This is a genomic window from Otariodibacter oris (assembly GCF_009684715.1).
In the GTDB taxonomy this organism is placed as follows: domain Bacteria; phylum Pseudomonadota; class Gammaproteobacteria; order Enterobacterales; family Pasteurellaceae; genus Otariodibacter; species Otariodibacter oris.
Genome location: NZ_CP016604.1, coordinates 414,450 through 430,126 on the forward strand (window position 1 = coordinate 414,450; position 15,677 = coordinate 430,126).

The window sequence follows — 15,677 nt, forward strand, 5'->3', positions numbered from 1 at the left end:
GCAATTATGATGTGGTTGTGTGCTTTACCTACAAATTATTTTACGAATGTTTAATGTTTCTTAACGTTTTTTGTAGACATAAGAATTATTATTGGTATTGCTTAGTTTTATTTTATTAAAGGATTTTTTGTGAATGTGATGAAATACATTTATTCTTTTTTATGTTTATTTGGTGTTGCTTGTTGTTTTGACGTTGCTTATGGCGCCGATCTATCACAATTACAGAAACAAATTAACCAGCAACAACAGAAAATTAATCAGCAACAAAAAGAGCGAGATTCCTTGCAATCGACTTTAAAAAAGCAAGAAATTCAGATTGGTCAAATTGGTAGTAATTTAAAAGAAATAGAGGGTAATATTAGCGAAATTCGTAAGACAATTAAAGCTACGGAGCAAGAAATTGAAAAGTTAGAAAAGCAGGAAATAGAGCAAAAAGAAAAATTACAGGAACAGCTAGATTCTGCTTATCGTTCAGGAATTCATCCTTCTACTTTAGAACGACTATTTTCTGAACAAGCTAAAAGTGCAGATAGAATCGGAGCTTATTATGAACATATTAATAAAGTTAGAATTGATGCAATTAATGAGTTACATCGTATTCAATCAGAATTAACTGCTCGTAGAGATGAACTTAATGCTCAACAAGTCGCTCAACAAGCCCAATTAACTGAGCAAAAGAAACAAGAAAGTGACTTAAAAAAGGCAAAAAAAGAACGCGAAAATACGATTCGTTCAATTGATAAAACATTAGCGGCTGATAAAAGTCGCTTGCAAGCTTTAAAAAATAACGAAGCAGCATTACGTCGCCAAGTTGATCAAGCAATGAAAGAAGCTGAGAAGAAAGAGCAGCAAGAAATCGCCCAATTAGATAAACAAAAGAAAAGTGAAGGTAAGCCTAAAGCAACCGAGCAAGAAAAACAGCAAGTTAGAGCAGGTTCAGGTTTATCAGGAAAATATAATATGCCAATCAATGGCAAGATCGTAAATCGTTTTGGTTCACCTCAGATTGGAGAATTAAAGTGGGATGCTGTTGTTATTGAAGCAAATGCTGGTACACCAGTTAAAGCTATTACTGATGGGCGAGTAGTTTTAGCAAGTTGGTTACAAGGTTACGGACAATTAGTTGCTATTGATCATGGTAAAGGGGATATGTCTTTCTATGGGTATAATCAATCAATTGCTGTTCAAAAAGATAGCCGTGTAAAGGCAGGACAAACTATAGCTTATGTTGGGAATTCAGGTGGACAAGAACGATCCGCTCTTTATTTTGCTATTCGTCGAAAGGGAGTTGCAGTAAATCCTTTAAATTGGATTAAATAAATGACTAAAAGAAATTATAAGCGCTTAGTTTATGTTGTTTTTTTACAAATAATTGTGTGTTGTTCTTCTACTCATGCTGGACAATTAGCCATTGTTATTGATGATATTGGTTATCGGGCTAAAGAAGATTCTGCAATTTATCAATTACCAAAAGAAGTTAATGTTGCAATTATTCCATCAGCGCCTCAAGCTACGATAAGAGCGAGGGAAGCTTTTGAACAGGATCGTGATATTTTAATTCATTTACCTATGCAACCCAAGAATAGTTCTACGCTTGTAGAAGCTGGAGCATTAATGGTAGGTATGGATCAAGAGAAGGTGAATCGTTTAGTTGAGTTCTCCAGAATTCAGGTTCCGTATGCTATTGGATTGAATAATCATATGGGAAGTAAGGCGACATCTGATCGGCAAACCATGGAATATTTAATGAATACACTTTCTTCTCAGCAACTATTTTTTTTAGATAGCAAAACATCGGGAGATAGTGTAGCTTATGAAATTGCAAATAAATTTGGGATAAATGCACTAGAGAGACATATTTTTTTAGATAATAGTGACAAACTTACTGATGTTCAGCACCAATTTCATCTTGCTATCAATTATGCAAGAAAAAATGGCGTTGCTATCATGATAGGGCACCCAAGAAAGAATAGTATTAGCGTATTGCAAAAAGGGCTAGCTAATTTACCAAGTGATATTGAATTAGTGAAAATAGGTACCTTGTGGAGAAATGAAAAAGTAGAGCCTAAGAAACCTTTTATCACTTTATTTGATGTAGAACCTGCATTGACATCTGTTCCTCCCTTTAAATCGGTTCCGATGCTAAGAGGATTACCTAAAGAGTAAAAGTTTATGAAAGTACAACATACTATTGTTAGCCAAATAAAAAGATTTTCAGTAATCAGTTTGTGTATTGCGGTTTCATTTTATCAAATCGTATATGCTGAGCAGACTGTATTATTGAAAATTGAAGGGGTTAATGACAAAGATTTATCGACTAATATTCGAATTTACTTATCGCAGCTAAGTAATGATGAAGCAGATGGTTCCGAACGTTATCAATATCTTGTGCAGGAGAAAGTTGATAAAGCACTCAGAGCGAAAGGTTATTACAATACGAAATATCATTTTACAATTACTCCTCGTCCTAGACCTCAGAAAGATCTGCTCATATTGAATGTGACCCTCGATCAACCAGTAAGATTAGATCAACGAGATGTTCAATTATCAGGGATGGCAAAGGACGATGAAGAATTTACTCAATTAATTACTAGTGGAAAACCATCAAAGGGTGAAATATTAAATCATCAGACTTATGATAATTTTAAAAGTAGTATAGAAAAATTAGCTTCTTCAAAAGGATATTTTGATGCCGAATGGAGTGTTCATCGATTAGAAGTTTATCCTTCGGAGCATATTGCTGATTGGCGCTTAGCTTATCAGAGTGGTGAACGTTATCGTTACGGAGAAATTTCATTTAAAAACTCTCAGATTAGAGAGGATTATCTGAGAAATATACTACGCATTAAACCTGGTGATTATTATTATATTAATGATCTTTCGAAACTCTCTAGTGATTTCTCATCAAGCAATTGGTTTAATTCAGTACTCGTGGAACCAGAGATAGATAGTGAGCAAAAAAATGTTGCACTTAATATATTGCTCCAACCTCGCAAAAAAAATAACATTGAAGTAGGAATTGGGTATGAAAGTGATGTTGGACCTAGATTCCAAATGCGATGGCAAAAGCCATGGATAAATAATAGAGGACATAGTATTGAAACCTCTATGCATATTTCTAAGCCCGAACAGCAAATTGAATTTGGGTATAAGATTCCAGTAAAAGAACAGCCGATTGATTACTTTTATGAGATTTCAGCAGGAGCAGAGCGAGAAGATATTAATGATACTCAATTGACTGGTGCTCATATTGGGATACAACGTTTTTGGAACCATGAAACTGGGTGGGCATTTTCTTTAGGAATTAAAGCTCGTTATGATTCATTTAAACAAGGTGATGATGAAAGGGTTAAAACATTTTTACTTTATTCTACTGCATCAGCTAATCGTATAAGAACTGATGGTAGTCGATTTCCTCTGTGGGGAGATGCTCAGCATTTAACAGTAAACTGGGGCAATAAAATTTGGGGATCTGACGTTAATTTTTATAGTGCAAAGGCATCAACTGCTTGGGTTAGAACGTTTAAAGATCATCATCGTGTTTATCTTCGTGGTGAGATTGGATACCTAAAAGCAGGTGAATTTGATCGTATTCCACCTATACTGCGTTATTTTGCTGGTGGAGATCGTAGTGTAAGAGGTTTTGGCTATAAGGATATTTCCCCACGTAATTCATCAGGCAAATTGATTGGGGGATCGCATTTAGCAACAGCAACAGCTGAATACCAATATCAAGTTTATCCGAGTTGGTGGGCCGCGACATTTTATGATACGGGTTTGGCTGCCAAAAGTTATTCTATGAGTGAATTACATTCTGGTGTGGGTGTCGGTGTAAGATGGGCATCTCCGATCGGTGCTATTAAATTTGATATCGCAACGCCAGTAAAAAACCCTAGTAGTGATAAAAAAGGTGTTCAGTTTTATATTGGCATTGGTTCCGAACTATAATAATTTCGTTGGGCATTGATTAGATGAAAGAAGACACAATTCCACAAGAAAGAGAAGATGTTTCGTCAAAAAACGTTTCTTCTGAGAAAATTGATAAAAAAATAAAATCAAAGAAAAAAAATAAATGGCGTTGTTGCCGTTGGATAATGTTTTTCCTTTTCATCATTGTGCTTGTTCCTATTGTTGTTTTGTCAACTGGGGCTGGGCAACGCTTTGCTTTGGAATTAGTTTCAAAATCACTCGATCAATTAGAAATTGGTGAGGTAAGCGGTAGCTTACAAGATGGATTAATCCTAACAGATACAAAATTTATTACTGATGGCGTTCAGGTTAATATCGGTGAAGCACAAGCCCATATTGGATTTTCGTGTTTACTTGAAGGTAAAGCTTGCATTGAGAATATTTCACTTGCTGATGCGAATATCGTTATTGATACAAGTAAACTGCCGAAGTCTGAGCAGCCAAAAGAAGAAAATAATGGCAATTTAGAACTCCCAGCGATCGCTTTAAAAAGAGTCGCATTAGATAATATCTCACTTAAAGTTGATGAGATGGATATGAGGTTGTCTCATTTTGAATCAGGGATGGAAGGACAAGGTAAAGATCTTTCAATTTTACCTACTGAATTGAGCGGATTGTCCCTTTCATTACCACCACAAGCGGTGAGTTCTGAAGAAGAAAATGTAAAAGTTGAACGAGAAAATATTGATTGGGCTGAATTAGAGAAAACCCTTTCACAACCTTTATTAACCAAACTCGATCCGATTAAGCTTCCTCTTAATTTTGATATTCCCTCCTTCAAGATTACCGATGTCTCTTTAAGTAGAAAAGTGAAAAATGATAAGGGTGATTTTATTGAACCTCTTTCACTTATCAATATTCATTCAGCGGATTTAGTTGCTAAATCAGATACTCAGTCTGTGGAGTTAAAGCAATTAGAGATTAAAACAGATAAGGGCGATGTCATTGGCGAAGGTAAATTAACCTTACAAGATAATTATCCTCTTGATTGGAACCTTCAAGGAATTTCTCCACAGTTAGAGTTTGGTACAACGATAATTCCAGCAAGTAAAGTTAGTGCTAAATTAAATGGTGAGTTATTTGGCGAAACCGTTCTTGATATTGATACGTCTGGTGCTGTTGATGTCAATGTACAAGGTTCAGTTAAACTTGCTGAACCAAAAACACCTTTAGATTTGCATATAGTAAGTTCACAAATTCAATATCCTTTTATTGCTAAAAAAGAGGATAAGCCTCTGTTAATCAAGGATCTTGATCTTTTATTATCTGGAGATTTATTGAATTATCAATTAGAGACTAGTGTCGGGCTAGAAGGAATGAATATTCCAACAGGTCAGATAAATGTTAACGGTAAGGGTGAGTTAACCAAATTTGAACTTAATCAATTAAGTTTGAATGCATTAGAAGGTCAAGCTAATTTATCAGGTAGATTGGATTGGTCTAACGGGATTGAATGGCAGTCACAAGTGAATTTAGATAAAGTCAATACCAAGTCAATTTTGCCAGAGTGGGCCGCAATATTATCGGGTGCGCTAACCTCTTCAGGCTATTCATCAAGAGGCCAATATGGAGAACAATGGAATGTCTCTGTATCAGATATTGATTTGCATGGTAATTTATTCCAAAAGAATTTACGTCTCACAGGAGATATTACTGCAAGTGATAGCACATTATTAGATGTGTCCCAAGCTCAACTTATCTATGGCGATAATAATATTGCAATGCAAGGGATTTTAGGCGAAGAGTCGGATTTTTCGGCAGAAATTCATGCGCCTAATTTACAAGGCCTTATTCCTAATCTAGGAGCAAATATTGATGGTAATGTTATATTAAAAGGTAAGATATCTGCTCCTACTCTTGATATAGATTTGAATGCGAAAAATTTAAATTATAATCAAATTAATCTGAATAATTTAGTGGCTAAAGGTCAAGTTTCAACGGACGAAATGATTCGAGGAGATATTGATATTACTCTTGGTCAATTTGAGCAAGGTGAGATCAAGTTCAGTGATGCGCATTTAAAAGTATCAGGTACCGAGAAAGCACATACTCTTTCTTTGACTTCTAAAGGTAATCCTGTGGGTGGGAATTTACAGTTATCGGGCAATTTTGAGCGTTCAAGTCAAGTCTGGGATGGTCAGCTTAGTAATGTTCAATTAAATACGCCTATTGGCGAATTAAGAAATGATCAGTCAGTACAAATTACTTATGATAACAATCAAATTGATGCGAATATTTCTGCTCATTGTTGGCAAAGTACCGAACTGAATTTATGTTTCCCTGAATCCTTTAAAGTTGGAAAGAGTGGAAAAGTGCCTTTTGAAATTAAACAGTTGAATCTAGCTCTTGCTCAGCAATATTTAGATAAAAATAGCAAGATTTCAGGTATTGTTAGTGCAAAAGGTGATGCCGCATGGTCTGAAGAACAACCTGTAGCAGTTAATGTTGAATTGCTTTCTGATGCGATTAATTTTTCTCAAAATTTAGATGGTAAGAATTTCCCAATTAACTTGAAACCTGTAAAAGTTGTGGCAAATTTAGCGAATAATAATTTGCAATTATCAACAGATATTAGTTTAGAAAAAGGTGGACGATTAGTGAGTGATGTCATAATGGATGATATCGTTAATACCCGAACTTTATCTGGTAACATAAATATAGATGGGTTGACATTAGATCTAATTAAACCATTTTTGAGTAATGGTGAAGTTATTCAGGGAGATATCAATGCTCGTCTTACTTTGGGTGGAAATGCATTATCACCGCTTTTATATGGAACTCTTGATTTAACGGAGTTAAAAGCAAGAGCAGAAATTATGCCTTTTGATGTTGTTGGTGGGAATTTGGCCTTACGTTTTGATGGTAGCCAATCAAGCTTAACGGGGAATTTACAAACCCCAGATAGCAAACTTACTTTGGATGGCGATGCTAATTGGCAACAACTTGATGCATGGTATACCCGTATTCACGCTAATGCAGAGCGTTTTAAATTAGATATTCCAAATATTGCTAAGGTTCAAGTGAGTCCTGACATTGAAGTAAAAGTAACACCTCAAGAGCTTTTATTAACAGGAAATATTGACATCCCTTGGGCAAGAATTGCCATTAAAGAATTACCTGAAAGTGCGGTAAGTGTCAGTGATGATGAAGTAATTATGGAAGGACGATCTATAGACAAAGATAGAAATGCCATTTTATCTAAACAATTACCGAGTAATGCAGGTGGCATGAGTATAAATGCTAATATTTCTATTAATATTGGAAATGATGTGAAATTGGATGCTTATGGATTACAAACCGATTTATATGGTGTATTAAAAGTACAGCAAGGAAATCGAGGTTTAGGATTATATGGGCAAGTTAATTTAAAAGATGGTCAATTTTCTTCATTTGGGCAAGATCTACTTATTCGAAAAGGTTTAATTTCTTTCACTGGTTTACCATCTCAACCGACTTTGGATATTGAGGCTATTCGTAATCCAGAGGCAATGGAAGATCCGAATGTGACAGCAGGTGTGAAAGTAACAGGTATTGCAGACTTGCCTGAAGTAAAAGTCTTTTCTAATCCATCAATGGGGCAAGATCAAGCATTATCTTATCTGTTAACTGGAAGAGGATTAGATAGTGATGAATCTGGTTCGGGCAATTCAATAGCAGGAGCTTTAATTGGAGTGGGATTATCACAAGGTAGTCAGACTGTTGGAGATGTAGGTAGTGCATTTGGTATCAGTGATTTAAGTGTTAGCACTGCAGGAATTGGCGATAATACCAAAGTTGTGGTGAGTGGCAGTTTAACCCCTAAATTTAAGGTGAAATACGGTGTAGGAATATTTGCACCGCTGACAGAATTAACATTACGTTATCGTTTAGCTCCAAGTTTATATCTCCAGTTTATTTCCAGTATTAATCAAGCTGTTGATCTATTGTATCAATTTGAATTTGATTAATGAAAGCTAATCAAATTAGACTAACTAGAGAGAAAATTATGGATAAAGACAGGCAAAAGTATTTACAAAAATGGTTGCGACAACAGCAAAAAATTATTAAGAAATTGCTTTATTTGAATGTAATGCTTGGTGCCTTGAGTGCTTTATTGTTAATTGCTCAAATGGGCGTGTTGGCGGTTATTTTAGAAAAAATGATTGTTCAGCACGACAGTCCTCAATCATTCTGGGGATTGTTGTCTTTATTGTTGGTTTGTTTTTTAGGGCGTGCCGTCTTATTTTGGCTTAGAGAGCGAATAGGATTTAAAGCAGGGCAACAATTACGTATACATTTACGTGAGCAGATCATTACTAAATTATCGCTTGTCGGTCCTATGGTTATCCAAAATAAACCCGCAGGAAGTTGGTCTGCATTGATGTTAGAGCAAGTGGAGAATTTACATAATTTTTATGCTCGTTACTTACCTCAGCAATTTTTATCGTTAATCATACCGCTTATTATTCTCTGTTTTGTCTTTCCATTGAACTGGGCTGCGGGGCTTATTCTCTTTTTAACACTTCCTATGCTACCTATTTTTATGGCTTTAGTCGGTTTTAAAGCCGCTGAAGCAAATCAAAAAAACATAGGCGTACTTTCTCGTTTAAGTGGGCAGTTTCTTGATCATTTAAAAGGTTTAGAAACAATCCGTTTATTCGGACAAGCCAAAAGACAAACGGATCATATTTACCAACGTACAGAAGAGTTTCGTTTGAGTACGATGGAAGTACTCAAAATGGCATTCTTATCTTCCGCTGTGTTGGAGTTTTTTGCTGCGATCTCTATTGCCGTTACCGCTGTATATTTCGGCTTTACTTATCTCGGGCAGTTGGATTTTGGAGATTATGGTACAAGTGTGACGTTATTCATTGGCTTTTTCTGTTTAATGCTAGCGCCAGAGTTCTATCAACCACTACGAGAGTTAGGCGTGTATTATCACGATAAAGCCGCAGCTATCGGTGCTGCAGATAGTGTAGAACAGTTTTTAAGTAAAGAAACGGCTTTACAATGTTCAGGGAAAATCAATATGTCTAATGGTCCTATACACATAGTCGCTGAGAATTGCACTATCCTCTCGCCAGAAGGTAAACCATTAACTCAACCGTTAACATTTCAAATTCAACCAAATCAACATATTGCACTTGTTGGACAAAGCGGTGCTGGTAAAACCTCATTAATGAATATGCTATTAGGATTCCTTGATTACCAAGGCAGTATCAAAATGAATGATATTGAGTTACGTGATTTAAATATTGCACAATGGCGAGAAAAATTAGCATGGGTTGGGCAAAATCCACAGCTAATTAAGGGATCTTTACGTGAAAATATTTTATTAGGTACTGATGATATTTCAGAATCGGAAATTATTGAGGCATTACACCAATCGAAAGCAGACGAATTTGTGTATCGATTAGGGTTAGATACGGAAATACAAGATGCCAACGTGGGCATTTCTGGCGGACAAGCACAGCGTATTGCCATTGCTCGTGCATTATTAAGACCTTACGAATTATTATTACTTGATGAACCAACAGCAAGTTTAGATGGTGAATCTGAGCAACAAGTGATCCAAGCCCTTCAAAAATTAAGTGAAGAAAGAGCCACATTAATGATTACCCATCGTATTGAAGATTTAAGACAGAGTGATGAAATCTGGGTGATGAAACACGGACAGATTGTTCAACAAGGTAAGTTTAGTGATCTTGAATCTCAAGGTTTTTTTGCAGAATTATTAGGTAATTAAAATGCGTTCTCTTTTTCCTTTTCTTTCGTTATATCGCCATCATCTCGGGCAATTAGTTTTAGGTATTGTACTTGCAATCACAAGCTTAACGGCAAGTATTGGTTTATTAAGTTTATCGGGATGGTTTTTATCTGCGGCTTTTTTAGCAGGTTCAAGTATTCTCTTTAATTTCTTTTACCCTTCAGCTGGTGTGAGAGGACTTGCCATCGGGCGTACTGTTTCTCGCTATATTGAACGCTTAGTGACTCATGATGCCACCTTTCGTGTACTTGCTAGCCTTCGTGTTGCGGTTTTTCAAAAATTAGTCCCATTAACCCCTTCAAAATTAGCTCAATACCGCCATAGTGAGTTGTTAAATCGCCTTGTGGCAGATGTTGATACATTAGATACACTTTATCTAAACTTAATTTCACCTTTCGTGAGTGCAATCATGGTCATTGCCTTTATGGGAATTGGATTGTCGTTTATTTCGCCTTTATTAGCGTGGACTATTTGTAGCATATTAGTTGTATTGCTCTTGTTGTTACCGACTATTTTTTATCATTTAGGTCGTAAATTGGGTAAAAAAGTGATCCAATATAGAGCGAATTATCGGAGTCAATTTATTGAATGGATTGAGCTTAATGCCGAGTTTTTATTGTTTGGCGTATTAGATAAGGCCAGCAACAAATTACAAGAAACAGAACGGGAATGGATAGCAACCCAACGACAAGAGCGTCAGTTAGCTGGGCTATCTAATGCCATTTTGATCGCTGCTAATGGCTTTCTTATCATTATTGTTCTTTATCTTTTAGCAACAGCTGTTTCTTTACCTAATGTTGAGCATCAAGGCGCATTAATTGCTTTAGTCATCTTTTGCGTATTAGCCTCTTTAGAGGTTCTAATGCCGATTGGTGCAGCATTCTTACATTTAGGGCAAGTTATTGCAGCCGCAGAACGTTTAACCGAAATTACAGAACAAGCCCCTCTTGTTAAATTTGAGGGCAAGCAACAATGGCAAAATATTGTCAATAACCAACCGCTTGTGTCATTTAATAATGTGCAATTTTCTTATCCTAATCGGGACGAAGTCGTGTTGAATGATATTACTTTTGAAATCTTAGCTGGGCAAAAAATTGCGATTTTGGGTAAAACGGGCAGTGGTAAATCGACCATTTTTCAGTTACTCGTGCGTAATTATGATCCTACAAGCGGTCAGATCCGATTAAATTCTTGCAATATTCAAGACTATCCAGAAGAAGTTCTTCGTCAGCACATTGTTACTTTAACGCAACGTGTGCATATTTTTAGCAATACCTTAAAAGAAAATTTATTGATAGGCAATGCTGAGGCGACAGAAGATGAATTGCGATCATCTCTTAATAAAGTGGGGCTTGGCTATTTATTAAATGAAAAAGAAGGATTGGATCTTTGGCTTGGTGATGGTGGACGTCCTCTTTCTGGTGGAGAACAACGTAGGCTAGGCGTAGCTCGAATACTCCTGAATTCTGCGGAAATAGTCTTATTAGATGAACCTACAGAAGGGTTAGATCGTGATACCGAACAACAGATCTTAAAAGTAATTTTTGAACATTGTCAGAATAAAACATTAGTTGTTATTACGCATAGATTAAGTGGATTAGAAAAGTTTGATCATATTTATAATATGAATAAGGGAACATTATCGGTGCCATAACGTTTTCTTTGCAAAAGCGAGCTTATTACTGGTGTGCTTAATTTGGGTAAATTGAATTTCCCACACATTACTTGGAATAAGTTTAGCAATCGGATGCCTTTGAAGATAAATTTCAAGGGCATTTTCTTTTTCTGTGGGATCCGTTAAGCAATATGTCTCAGCTAGAAATTGAATTCCTTCAATTTCAGTAATTTTCTCTGTTTGCTTGGCAATCGCTCCTGCAATATGTGGATTTAATGTCATCAACTGTCCGTGTTGGGTACTTTCTTTCGTGAGGATAATTAATCGGTTTTTGTTCTCATCAAAGGCATAAAAACAATTCGCACACCAAATAGATTCTTCATAATGGCACGCTAGACTTACAACGTGTTGTGAATGAATAAATTCTCGAATAACTTCAGGTATAGGTTGCATTATTTCCCTTCTTTTTGCCCATTCCAACGTAAAATTTCAATCTCAATACCAACAAACATATCTAAAGCTCTACTCACGCTATGAGTGACAATTTCATCTACAGTTTTAGGTTGATGATAAAGCGCTGGGACTGGCGGAAAGATAATTCCGCCCATTTGTGTGACCTTCTGCATATTTTCTAAATGGACAAGGTGTAATGGTGTTTCACGCACCATCAATAACAGTTTACGTCTTTCTTTCAATACAACATCAGCGGCTCTCGTCAATAAATTATCACTCATTCCGTGAGCAATAGAGGCTAATGTTCGCATTGAACAAGGAGCAACGATCATACCAAGGGTTTTAAATGAGCCACTGGCAATGCTTGCACCAAGGTTTTGAATAGGATGAATAACATCGGCTAATGCAGTTAATTGCTCTGCTTGAATATCCGTTTCATATTCACGAGTAAGTTCCGCACCTTTAGACATAACAAGATGGGTTTCAATATGAGGAATATCTTTTAATAGCTGAAGAGCCTTAAAACCATATTGAAATCCACTTGCTCCACTGATTCCAACGATAATTCGTTGTTTTTCCATTATTCCATCCTAATCTTCTTTTAAACTTGAAAAAAACAGGGAAAAGTTTACTATGTCGAACTTTCCGATATTTTATACATTACTGATTTTACATTATGAATCAAGACTCGTCACAACACACGCAAAAAGACAAAAAACAGACTTATAATTTTAATAAATTACAAAAAAGATTACGTCGCAATGTCGGTAATGCAATTGCTGATTTTAATATGATTGAAGAAGGCGATAAAGTTATGGTTTGCCTTTCTGGTGGAAAAGATAGCTATACTTTACTCGATATTTTATTAAATTTAAGAATCAATGCACCTATTCATTTTGATATTGTTGCCGTCAATCTTGACCAAAAACAACCGGGTTTTCCAGAGCATATTTTGCCCGAATATTTAGACAGCATTGGCGTAGAATATAAAATCGTTGAAGAAAATACCTATGGTATTGTGAAAGAGAAGATCCCAGAAGGGAAAACAACTTGCTCACTTTGTTCTCGTTTACGTCGTGGTATTTTATATCGTACAGCTACAGAGTTGGGCGCAACTAAAATTGCTTTAGGGCATCACCGAGATGATATGCTCGAAACACTCTTTTTAAATATGTTCTATGGTGGAAAATTAAAAAGTATGCCACCGAAACTAATGAGTGATGATGGAAAACAAATCGTGATCCGACCGCTTGCTTATTGCAAAGAAAAAGATATTGAAAAATATGCGGTGGCTAAGCGATTCCCAATTATTCCTTGTAACCTTTGTGGATCACAACCAAATCTACAACGCCAAGTGGTGAAAGAGATGCTACAGGTTTGGGATAGACAATATCCGGGTAGAATCGAAACCATGTTTAGTGCATTACAAAATGTCACGCCTTCGCACTTGTGTGATCCAAAACTTTTTGATTTTAAAGGCATAAAACATGGTGCAGTGATTGAGGGTATTGAGGGCGATATCGCTTTCGATAAAGAAGAAATTCCGACAACACCCGTTGTTCAAGACGAAGATCAGCAAGAATACTTTGAAAATGGCGTGATCGCATTTAAAGCAATTGAGTAAATTATTTCACTAATCAGACCGCTTGTATTGGGCGGTTTGTTATTTATAAAGGACAAACTATGAAATTTATTTCTTTTAATATCAATGGACTGAGAGCAAGACCTCATCAACTTGAGGCAATTATTGAAAAGCATCAACCCGATGTCATTGGCTTACAAGAAATTAAAGTGTCTGATGAAGATTTTCCCTACAACCTCGTTGAACATTTGGGCTACCACGTTTTTCATCACGGACAAAAAGGACACTATGGTGTGGCTTTACTCACAAAAGAAAAACCTCTTGCTGTGCGTAAAGGTTTTCCTACCGATGACGCTGATGCCCAAAAACGTATGATTATGGCAGATATTGAAACACCTTTTGGTGTATTGACTGTATTAAATGGCTATTTTCCACAAGGTGAAAATCGTAGTCACGAAACAAAATTCCCTGCTAAAGAAAAATTTTATGCCGATCTACAACACTATCTAGAAACTGAATTACAACCTGAAAATCCAATTGTCATTATGGGCGATATGAATATCAGTCCGACTGATTTAGATATCGGGATTGGCGAACCTAATCGCAAACGTTGGTTAAGAGAAGGAAAATGTTCATTCCTACCCGAAGAACGTGAATGGTTAGGGCGTTTACACGGCTATGGCTTAGTTGATACATTCCGAGCAATGAATCCAGAAGCAAGTGATAAATTCTCGTGGTTTGATTACCGCTCAAAAGGCTTTAATGATAATCGAGGATTACGTATTGACTTAGTGCTAGCCTCAAATCCATTGGCACAATATTGCGTAGAAACAGGGATTGATTTAGAAATTCGAGCAATGGAAAAACCATCAGATCACGCGCCAGTATGGGCAACTTTTTCTAAATAAGGGAAGAGTTGCAAGCGGTCACTTTTTGACATTATTTTGCAAAAATAAAAGGCATAGTTAATATTTTACTATGCCTTTGTTTTTTTATTTTTCTATCTAATAGATTCGTGTTTTACCCTTTGAAAACGGGAAGCACGTTAAACATTGAAAGGAAGTGGAATAGTGCAGTGACGATACCAAATACAATCACTAATACGATAGTGAACATTCCTCCAGCTACTTTAAATCCTTTCTCTCCATCTGGTAATTTGCGTGATTTATAAGCTAATAAACCAGGGATAATACAAGTCCAAATTGTTGCTGCAGCACCTGCATAACCGATCGCTTTTAAAAAGCCTAACGGAAATAGCACTGAAAGTACTAATGGCGGTAAAAAGGTTACTGCCCATGATTTTGCTCTCCCTGATTTTGTATTATCGAATTTGAAGAAATCAGCTAAGAAATCGAATACTCCTAATCCTACACCGATAAATGAAGATAAAATCGCGGCAATAGAAAATGCATTTAAAGTGTGTTTTACTGATTCAGATTCAATCACGCTATTTAATGCAGCCAATAGGACATCAAGATTTCCATCTTCAGCAATAATTGGCGCAAATTGATCGCGAGGTAAGTTACCAAAAATAGATAGTACCCATAATAAATAGATTGCTAAAGCGATCCCTGTTCCTACTAGAATAGCGAGTTTTGCTTTACGCTCTTCGCCATAGTAGGCCCTCATTGTTGCAACTGAGTGATGATAGCCAAAAGAAGTCAGTGCGACAGGGAGTAATCCCATTGCATAAATACCATAGTTTGTATCATTGCTACCAAGGTTAGTTTTATCTAATAAGGTATTGATATCTATATTGGCAGTCAGTCCAAAAGTACTAAAAATAAAGGTGAGTGCCATAAAAATAACAAGTAATACAGAAATTCTATCGACCACCCTTGTTGAATGCCATACAAGGAAAGAAAAAACTAGCACAAATAAAATAGACCAATAACGAGAATCTAAAGTAAAAAATGATTCTGTTAAACCTGATAAAATATTACCAGATGCGGTGGTGTAGGCGTAAAGTAAGATTCCGCCTACAAAGTAAACAGAAATATTATTAATGATGTTCGCACCACTGCCTAGCAGATTTTTAGTTGCTGTATTAAATGAAGCTCGAGTGTCGTAATGTTTATAAGCCTCTAATAACAACCAACCAGATAGAGTCATTACAACCATCGTTAAAGTTATAGCAATGGTAGACCAGACAGTCCAAGCCCCAGCTCCTGAAGTTGGTAGTCCTAACATCCCTGCACCAATACATACACTGGCAATGATAGCCGCTCCACCAAAAATAGATGGTTGTTTACTCATATAATCTCCTTGAAAGGTTAATTTGTGCTTTTGTACTATTGTACCAGTTTAAATTT

The 15,677-nt window shown here is 36.2% G+C and carries 11 protein-coding genes; 8 read left to right on the forward strand and 3 right to left on the reverse strand.

What is annotated here, in order from left to right:
* Positions 1-138: 138 nt before the first annotated feature.
* From envC to cydC, 6 genes are read left to right on the forward strand one after another with little or no spacing between them, the layout of a single operon-like run.
* Positions 139-1,320, forward strand: a complete 1,182-nt coding sequence (envC, locus tag A6A10_RS01995; protein WP_121123571.1) for a murein hydrolase activator EnvC — start codon at positions 139-141, stop codon at positions 1,318-1,320.
* Positions 1,321-2,166 carry a divergent polysaccharide deacetylase family protein gene (locus tag A6A10_RS02000; RefSeq protein ID WP_121123321.1) on the forward strand — a complete coding sequence of 282 codons (846 nt, stop codon included), beginning with the start codon at positions 1,321-1,323 and terminating at the stop codon, positions 2,164-2,166.
* A 6-nt stretch (positions 2,167-2,172) separates the two neighbouring features.
* Entirely contained in the window at positions 2,173-3,948 is a 1,776-nt protein-coding gene (gene tamA, locus A6A10_RS02005) for an autotransporter assembly complex protein TamA (protein ID WP_121123323.1), read from the forward strand.
* A gap of 23 nt (positions 3,949-3,971) precedes the next feature.
* Positions 3,972-7,916 carry an autotransporter assembly complex protein TamB gene (gene tamB / locus A6A10_RS02010; RefSeq protein WP_121123325.1) on the forward strand — a complete coding sequence of 1,315 codons (3,945 nt, stop codon included), beginning with the start codon at positions 3,972-3,974 and terminating at the stop codon, positions 7,914-7,916.
* Positions 7,917-7,954: 38 nt separating this feature from the next.
* Positions 7,955-9,694 carry a heme ABC transporter permease/ATP-binding protein CydD gene (gene cydD / locus A6A10_RS02015; protein ID WP_121123573.1) on the forward strand — a complete coding sequence of 580 codons (1,740 nt, stop codon included), beginning with the start codon at positions 7,955-7,957 and terminating at the stop codon, positions 9,692-9,694.
* Between the two features lies 1 nt (position 9,695).
* Positions 9,696-11,369, forward strand: coding sequence for a heme ABC transporter ATP-binding protein/permease CydC (gene cydC / locus A6A10_RS02020; RefSeq protein WP_121123327.1), 1,674 nt, complete (start codon positions 9,696-9,698; stop codon positions 11,367-11,369).
* On the opposite strand, the gene A6A10_RS02025 is transcribed toward cydC, so the two are convergent.
* Positions 11,355-11,786 carry a PNPOx family protein gene (locus A6A10_RS02025; protein WP_121123575.1) on the reverse strand — a complete coding sequence of 144 codons (432 nt, stop codon included), beginning with the start codon at positions 11,784-11,786 and terminating at the stop codon, positions 11,355-11,357. The two genes, cydC and A6A10_RS02025, sit on opposite strands and share 15 nt — an antisense overlap.
* Complete coding sequence (locus A6A10_RS02030; RefSeq protein WP_121123329.1) at positions 11,783-12,364, reverse strand: UbiX family flavin prenyltransferase; 582 nt, start codon at positions 12,362-12,364, stop codon at positions 11,783-11,785. The genes A6A10_RS02025 and A6A10_RS02030 overlap by 4 nt, the downstream gene beginning before the upstream one ends.
* A gap of 95 nt (positions 12,365-12,459) precedes the next feature.
* On the opposite strand from A6A10_RS02030, the gene ttcA reads away from it, so the two are divergent.
* Entirely contained in the window at positions 12,460-13,407 is a 948-nt protein-coding gene (gene ttcA, locus A6A10_RS02035) for a tRNA 2-thiocytidine(32) synthetase TtcA (protein ID WP_121123331.1), read from the forward strand.
* A 59-nt stretch (positions 13,408-13,466) separates the two neighbouring features.
* Complete coding sequence (gene xthA / locus A6A10_RS02040; protein WP_121123333.1) at positions 13,467-14,273, forward strand: exodeoxyribonuclease III; 807 nt, start codon at positions 13,467-13,469, stop codon at positions 14,271-14,273.
* 112 nt (positions 14,274-14,385) lie between these two features.
* Here xthA and A6A10_RS02045 read toward each other — a convergent pair whose 3' ends face one another.
* On the reverse strand, positions 14,386-15,621 hold the full coding sequence (locus A6A10_RS02045; RefSeq protein ID WP_121123335.1) for an aromatic amino acid transporter: 1,236 nt from the start codon (positions 15,619-15,621) through the stop codon (positions 14,386-14,388).
* Positions 15,622-15,677: the final 56 nt, after the last annotated feature.